Below are 7591 nucleotides of genomic sequence, written 5' to 3' on the forward strand. Positions count from 1 at the left end.
GAGCGCGCGCCGATGCCTTCGGAACCACGCGCGCATTCCTCAAAACGGCAGGCTTTCGCGCCGAGCAAACACCGCGATGCCCATTTCAGGATCGACACTGTGCAAACCGTGCCGTACAACGAGGTGCGTAATCCGTCGTGACGCATCGATCGCCTCCGCTGCGAGTTGCGGCCTTGAGTCTTCAGATTAGGCGAACGGCGAACTCGTCGCCGCACCTGACGCCGCGGCGCTTGACCTGAGTCAACCCACTATTCGCCGGCGGCGGGAAATGGCCTGCGCGGCATCGCCACGTGGCGCCGATCATGCGTCGAGCATCGATTCCGCCGCGTCGAACGCATGGCGGATCGCCACCAGCGGATCGGCGTGCGTGCAACGTCTGACCGGCGTCAATTCGTGCTCGCGCGTCATCAGATCGAGCCGTGCGTCATACATCACACGGCCGTCCGGCTGGCGCAACGCCTCGAGCGCGAGTTGGCAGCCGGCGAGCCGATCGTCGAAACGCCCGAGCCGCACAAGCTGCGCACCCGCCTCCGATTCGATCCGTGCCGATCCGGCAAAACCCAAATAGGCAATCTGCATGCCCAAGCCCATCACGTCCTCCTTCCAATACGCATCGCATCGGCTTGCTACGAGCGCCACTCATGTCGGCTCGGCGCATAGGTGTCGAACGCGGCTTCTTACGTCTCATGATCCCGGCAAGCGCGCACCACGCATCTGATGCGCGTCAACCAGTGCAACGATCGCACGCCAAAGACCACGCATGCGTGGCGCGCACGCCAGCCCGGCGTTGTCCCGGCGCCATGATCGAGCGTCGAGCTTCCGCGCGGCAGCCACGGCCGCCCGTGCGATGATCGACGGCGGCGCTCCGTCGGGCCATGCATGCGTGGGCCCCGTATGCGGCGCCGCCTCGTCCAATGCGATTGCGACGGTCGCAACGATCATGCCGCTCATTCGCTTCATCGCCGCCGCCAGGTTCGCGCTCCCTGCTCGCGCTTCACGGCCGAACGCCCAAGCAATCTTCCTCGTCGGGCCTGCTTAATCGAGTCGAAAACGCGATGCCGGTCGCCGCTCGGGGTCGTCGGCATCGAAACTGCGTACATGTATGCCAGCGCGCGCTCAACGCCGAGACGCCACGGGTTGCGCGCTCGCCGCCCGGCTTCGTGTTCGCACTGTGGCTAAGCGCCGTTCCGTTGCCATCGTTCGCAATGGCAAGTCGACCCGAATTCGGCGCAACGAAGACTGCCATGACGAATCCGTCGATCGCATGTGCGCCGATCCGTTCAACCGGCTCTCCGTAGCAACGGCACATGTCGCCATCGGGCGGCGCGCGTCATCGGGCGGCGTACCGCCAGACCGGGCGCTGCTTACCGCATGGCCATGCATGATCGACCGCCTCAAGCGGCGAACGGGCGATTCGTCGGCTTTCCGGTCAATATCGATATGGCCGGGGGGCGAAACGGTACGCCGAGTTCAACTCGTCATTCAAATGTGGCTATGGCCGCATGCGTTGCATTTCCGTTTCGCCTCTTCCGCACTCATCTGTCGTGCGTTTTTGCTTCACACTCTCGCGGTGCCGCGCGCCACCGCATGCTGACGAGCGAGCCACCGCCGGGCAACGGGCGGCCGCGGCCCGTTTCTCATGGGCGCCAGCAACATAACGACTTGCATGGAAAAAGAAATACCCGTGGGTTCCATGTAGTAACCACGCGCGACGCGTGACATCCTGCCCGCGCGTCGCGCAACAGCCCGGCACCGCAAGCAAGCGCCGCTCATCCGACGACGAGATTGTCGATCACCGCGCGCACGCCTCGCACGGACCACGCCGCGCCGCGCGCGACTTCACGTTCCGCATAGGAATCGACCTTGCCCGACAGCGTAACCATTCCATCGCGCACGTCGACGCCGATATGCGTCGCCTCGCGCGCGGCGTGCCGCAACATCGCGCGCTTGACGTTTTCGCCGATCGCCTCGGCGTCCACGCTGCCGAGCACGTCGATATGATCCGTGACACCCGTCACGCCTCGCATCTGCGAAATCGCTCGCACCGCGACATGACGCTGATATGCCCAATCGACCTTGCCGGACAACGTGACCCAACCCCGCTCCACCTGCACCTTGACCGCCTCTTCGCGCAACCCCACAGTCCAGCGCAAAATCGAGCGCGCCATGTCCGCGATGTCCCAATCCGTGCGCGCATCGTCTTGCGGCAAACGCACGATCATTTCGACAACCACCGCTCGAACACCCGCCACCCGGTTCGCCGCACGCTCGACGGCCAGCTTTTGCGCATAGCTTGTCGGGTGCCCGGACAGCTTGACGATACGCTCCGCCACCTCGACGTCGATCAGCGCCGTGTCGACAGCCGGGTCCGACGCGAGTTCGTCCTGCACATCCTGCTTCAATTGCCGATCGGTTTTCATCGGATATCCTCCAGTGGACTCGGCGATCCGTCGCGAAACGCGCGTCGCCATTTGTCGAAGCTAGCTTCGCATATCGGTCGGCACGTACCGATGACCCAGGTCAATCGCGCCCGCCTGCAAAGCGCTCGACTGCGGCGCGATGCACGCAAACGCGCATTGGCAGTGCCGGGGGATGGGCATACACGCTCATCAAGAGCGGCAACGCTCGAACCGGAACAACCCGCTGTGCAACACGACCGGACGCCCGCCGACCGCCTCCAGCATCCAGCGTGCCGCACGCTCGATCTCGGTGCGATGGCGTTCGAACGCGTCGGTCAAATCGCGTTCGCCGATCGATGGCGCGCCAAAATGATCCTCGAGAGCTTCGGCCGTAATCGCACATGGCACGCGAACGTTGTCGACGAGTGCCGTAAACGCGATCGTCCAATCGCGCGCGCGATATTCGGGCAAATCGGCGGGAAACGAAATCTGCATGGTTTTCGTCCGATGTCAGGGCATTCATTTGTTTCGGCCGCTCGCGCATTCCAGCGCGCGGCCGCGAACCAGCAGCACCACACCACTCGCTCGGCCCATGCACAAAGACAAAGCGCGCCACGACGTTGCCGCTGCGCGCGGCCAATGTGCTCTCATGCATACCCCCTCGCTGGATCGAGAGCCGGCGGCCGTGCACGGCCGCACGTTCATGCACCCATCTCCATCATCCGCAGCACGCGCGGCACGCGCCTTGATGTCGATCAACCGCACCGGCCGAGCGACATGAATGACCCAAATCAACGTTTCATACCCCGATTAATTGTCAGATATGCACCGGCGCGGCGACGGCTGCTTTGGGCTCGCGACGCGAACGACACAACCGACGAGGAGGCCCATGCTTCGAAACAATCGACGAGCGGCACCGACGCCTTTCGAACGGCCTCGTCGCGGCGTGCCTGCCATCGCGCTTGGATTGACACTCGCGGCCGCGCTCGCCGGCTGCATGTCGCTCGCGCCCGCCTACCGGCGGCCAGCCGCGCCCGTGCCAGATACGTTTGCGCGCACGTCGTGCGAAGCGGGCTCGCCGCTTCGCGCGGCGGAGCGCGATAGTGCCGCCGCCACGGCGAAGCCGCCGGGCGCCGCCGATCCCGGGAACTGCGCCGCCCACCTCGGCTGGCGCGATTATTTCGCCGACGCCGATCTGCGCGCGGTGATCGAACAGGCGCTCGCGAACAACCGGGACTTGCGGATCGCGGCACAACGCGTCGAAGCGGCGCGCGCGAACTACGGCATTCGCCGCGCCGACCAGTGGCCGTCGCTCGACGCCACGGCAACGGCGCTGCGCACCCGCGTACCGGGCGGGTTCGTGTCGCCCGACGCGAGCGTCAAAGGCTTGTACAACGTGGGCTTGGCCGAGCTGGGCTGGGAAGCCGACTTCTGGGGACGGGTGCGCAGCCTGAAGGCCGCGGCGCTCGAAAACTTCCTCGCAAGCGAAGCCGCGCAGCGTGCGGTCACCCTCAGTCTGATCGCCGACGTCGCGAACGCGTATCTCGCGCTGCGCGCACTCGACGAACGCATCGCGCTTGCGCGTGCGACGCTCGACACGCGGCGCGACGCGCTGCGGATTTTCCGGCGCCGCTACGAGGAAGGCGCGATCTCCCGGCTCGACATGAAGCAATCCGAAATTCTGCTGCATCAGGCCGAGACGCTCGCCGCTCAGCTCGACCAGGCGCGCGATGCGCAGCAGCACGCGCTGGATCTGTTGCTCGGCGCGCCGAGCAGCCCGGCGCACGCCCCCGCACGGCTCGACGACGATGCCGTGCAAGCGCGGCTCGCGCCGGGGCTGCCGTCCGACCTGCTGGTCCACCGTCCCGACGTGATCGCCGCCGAACATCGGCTGCGCGCGGCAAACGCGGACATCGGCGCGGCCCGCGCCGCGTTCTTTCCGCGCATCACGCTAACGAGCACGCTCGGCACCGTCAGCCCCGCGCTTGGCGATCTGTTCGCGGCCGGCAGCGCAACATGGAGTTTCGTTCCGCGCATCACGCTTCCGATCTTCGAAGGCGGACGCCTGCATGCGAATCTCAATCTCGCCCACGCGCGCCGCAACGAAGCCGTCGCGCAATACGAAAAGACCGTGCAATCCGCGTTCCGCGACGTTGCAGACGCACTGTCGGCCCGCGCGTGGCTGACCGAGCAGGTCGCCATCCAGCGCGACACGCTCGCCGCGCAGAGCGAACGCGCGCGCCTCGCGAAGCTGCGCTACGACAACGGCGCCGCGCCGTTCCTCGAAGTGCTCGACGCACAACGCGATCTGCTCAACGCCCAGCAGCAGCTCGTGCAGATGCGCCAAGGGCTGCTGTCGAGCCGGATCGCACTGTACGCAGCGCTCGGCGGCGACGCCGAAGACGGCGCGCCCTCCCTGACCCCAACCCGAACCCGACCATGAAGCCTTCCCATCGCACCCTGATGCTCGGCGCCGCCGTGACGCTCGCCGCAGCGCTGACCGGTTATTACGCGTGGAGCCGATGGCACGACGACGGCTCTCACGCCGGCTTCGCGAGCGGCAACGGCCGAATCGAGGCGACTGAAGTAGACGTCGCGACCAAACTGCCCGGCCGCATCGAGGCGCTGCTCGTCGACGAAGGCGACTACGTGCAGGCCGGCCAACCGCTCGCGCGGATGGACATCCGGGTATTGCAAGCCCAGCTCGACGAGGCGCGTGCGCAACAGCAGCAGGCGCTCAATACCGCGGCGGGCGTCGCCGCGCAGGTCGCGCAACGCAAGAGCGACAAAGCCGCCGCGCTCGCCATGGTCGCGCAGCGCAAGAGCGAACTCGATGCCGCGCAGCGGCGGCTCGCGCGCTCGGACACGTTGTCTCGCGAAGGCGCCTCGTCGATGCAGGAACTCGATGACGATCGCGCGCGCGTGCGCGGCGCGCTTGCAACCGTCGCCGCCGCCCAGGCGCAGGTCGATGCGGCCCAAGCGGCCATCGATGCGACCGGCGCGCAGTTGACCGCCGCACGCTCGGCGGTGGCCGCCGCGCAGGCAAGTGTCGTGCGCGTGCAGGCCGATCTTGCCGATACCGAGCTTGTCGCGCCGCGCGACGGGCGAATCCAGTACCGGATCGCGCAGGCCGGCGAGGTGCTGCCGGCAGGCGGCAAGGTGCTCAATCTCGTCGATCTGTCGGACGTCTACATGACGTTCTTTCTGCCCGAAACCGTCGCCGGACGCGTCGCGCTCGGCGCCGACGCGCGGATAGTGCTCGACGCCGCGCCCGGCTACGTGATCCCGGCAACCGTTTCGTTCGTCGCGAGCACCGCGCAATTCACGCCGAAAACCGTGGAAACCGCGAATGAGCGGCAAAAGCTGATGTTTCGCGTGAAGGCGCGCATCGACCGCGCGCTGCTGCTGCGCCATCTGAAACTCGTGAAAACCGGATTGCCGGGCGTCGCCTGGGTCAAGGTCGATCCCGCCGCCGCATGGCCGGCCGAGCTGGCCGTCAAGGTTGCGCAATGAACGCCGGGCAGCCGCCTGCCGCCCGTCTGCGCGACGTCAGCCTGCGTTACGGCAAAATCGTCGCGCTCGACACGGTGACGCTCGAGGTTCCCGCCGGGTGCATGGCCGGTCTGATCGGCCCGGACGGCGTCGGCAAATCGAGCCTGCTTGCGCTCGTCTCCGGCGCCCGCGCGCTGCAAACCGGCGATGTCCAGGCGCTCGGCGGCGACATGCGCTCGATCGAGCACCGCCGGCGCGCGTGCCGGCGCATCGCGTACATGCCGCAAGGGCTCGGCCGCAATTTATACGCCACGCTGTCGATCGAGGAAAATCTGCAATTCTTTGCGCGGCTGTTCGGTCATGCGGCCGACGAGCGGCGTCGCCGGATCGACGCGCTGACGCGCAGCACCGGCCTCCATCCGTTCCTCGACCGGCCGGCGGGCAAGCTCTCGGGCGGCATGAAACAAAAGCTCGGGCTGTGCTGTGCATTGATCCACGATCCGGATCTGCTGCTGCTCGACGAACCGACGACAGGCGTCGATCCGCTAGCGCGCGCGCAATTCTGGGAGCTGATCGCCGGCATTCGCGCCGCCCGCCCCGGCATGAGCGTGATCGCCGCCACCGCATACATGGACGAGGCGCAACGCTTCGACCAGCTGATCGCGCTCGATGCCGGCCGCGTGCTCGCACAAGGCACGCCGGCCGAACTGCTTGCGCGCACCGGCACGCGCGAGCTGGAAGCCGCGTTCGTCGCGCTGCTGCCCGACACGCGCCGACGCGGCTACCGCCGCGTCGAACGCCCGCCGCTGCCCGCTGGCGACGACGCCACGCCGGCAATCGAGGCGCGCGGCCTGACGATGCGCTTCGGCGATTTCGTCGCGGTCGACCACGTCAGCTTCCGGATCCGCCGCGGCGAAATCTTCGGTTTTCTCGGCTCGAACGGCTGCGGAAAATCGACGACGATGAAAATGCTCACCGGCCTGCTGCCACCGACCGAAGGCAGTGCGCGATTGTTCGGACGCGCCATCGAATCGAGCGATCTGGACACGCGCCGGCGCGTCGGCTACATGTCGCAAGGCTTCTCGCTGTACAGCGAACTGACGGTGCGCCAGAACCTCGTACTGCATGCGCGGCTGTTCGGTCTGCCCGAAGCGGCGATCGCCGCCCGCACAGACGAAATGATCGCGCGCTTCGACCTCGGCGGCGTGCCCGACGCGCTGCCCGAGCGGCTGCCGCTCGGCGTGCGGCAACGGCTGTCGCTCGCGGTCGCGATGGTGCATGCGCCGGAATTGCTGATCCTCGACGAACCGACATCCGGCGTCGATCCGATCGCGCGGGACAATTTCTGGCAACTGATGATCGATCTGTCGCGGCGCGACGGCGTGACGATCTTTATCTCGACGCACTTCATGAACGAGGCGCAACGCTGCGACCGCATCTCGCTGATGCACGCGGGCCGCGTGCTCGCGAGCGGCACGCCCGATGCGCTGGTTCAGGCACGCGGCGCGGCCACGCTCGAAGCAGCGTTCATCGGCTATTTGCGCGACGCCGCGGCCGATGCCGACCCTGCCGCAAGCGCCGCCGATGTGTCGCCGGCCGCGCGGCCGGCGTCCGGACTACTGGCGGATGCGGCGGCGCCGGTTGCCGACGCCGCACCCGCATCGCGCCGCCCTGCGCCGCCCGGCTCCCCGCCGCAGACG

Annotated in this window: 6 protein-coding genes; 3 read left to right on the forward strand and 3 right to left on the reverse strand. The window is 67.3% G+C overall.

From position 1 onward, the window contains the following. Positions 1–300: 300 nt before the first annotated feature. The 3 genes from BSIN_RS09435 to BSIN_RS09455 form a co-directional block, all read right to left on the reverse strand. On the reverse strand, positions 301–591 hold the full coding sequence (locus BSIN_RS09435; protein WP_089340286.1) for a hypothetical protein: 291 nt from the start codon (positions 589–591) through the stop codon (positions 301–303). Between the two features lie 1178 nt (positions 592–1769). Next, entirely contained in the window at positions 1770–2420 is a 651-nt protein-coding gene (locus BSIN_RS09450) for a BON domain-containing protein (RefSeq protein ID WP_089340289.1), read from the reverse strand. 189 nt (positions 2421–2609) lie between these two features. Further along, positions 2610–2894, reverse strand: coding sequence for a DUF1488 family protein (locus BSIN_RS09455; protein WP_059518742.1), 285 nt, complete (start codon positions 2892–2894; stop codon positions 2610–2612). A gap of 394 nt (positions 2895–3288) precedes the next feature. Between BSIN_RS09455 and BSIN_RS09460 the strand changes: the two genes are divergently transcribed. The 3 genes from BSIN_RS09460 to BSIN_RS09470 all read left to right on the forward strand — a co-directional run. Then, positions 3289–4842, forward strand: coding sequence for an efflux transporter outer membrane subunit (locus BSIN_RS09460; RefSeq protein WP_089340298.1), 1554 nt, complete (start codon positions 3289–3291; stop codon positions 4840–4842). Continuing rightward, a complete protein-coding gene (locus BSIN_RS09465) occupies positions 4839–5912 on the forward strand; it encodes an HlyD family secretion protein (protein ID WP_059518737.1) in 1074 nt (357 codons plus the stop codon). Before BSIN_RS09460 ends, BSIN_RS09465 begins: the two co-directional genes overlap by 4 nt. Continuing rightward, positions 5909–7591 (forward strand): ATP-binding cassette domain-containing protein (locus tag BSIN_RS09470; RefSeq protein ID WP_143757388.1); only part of this gene is annotated, 1683 nt, incomplete at its 3' end. The genes BSIN_RS09465 and BSIN_RS09470, both read left to right, overlap by 4 nt.

This window comes from Burkholderia singularis (assembly GCF_900176645.1).
In the GTDB taxonomy this organism is placed as follows: Bacteria; Pseudomonadota; Gammaproteobacteria; order Burkholderiales; family Burkholderiaceae; genus Burkholderia; species Burkholderia singularis.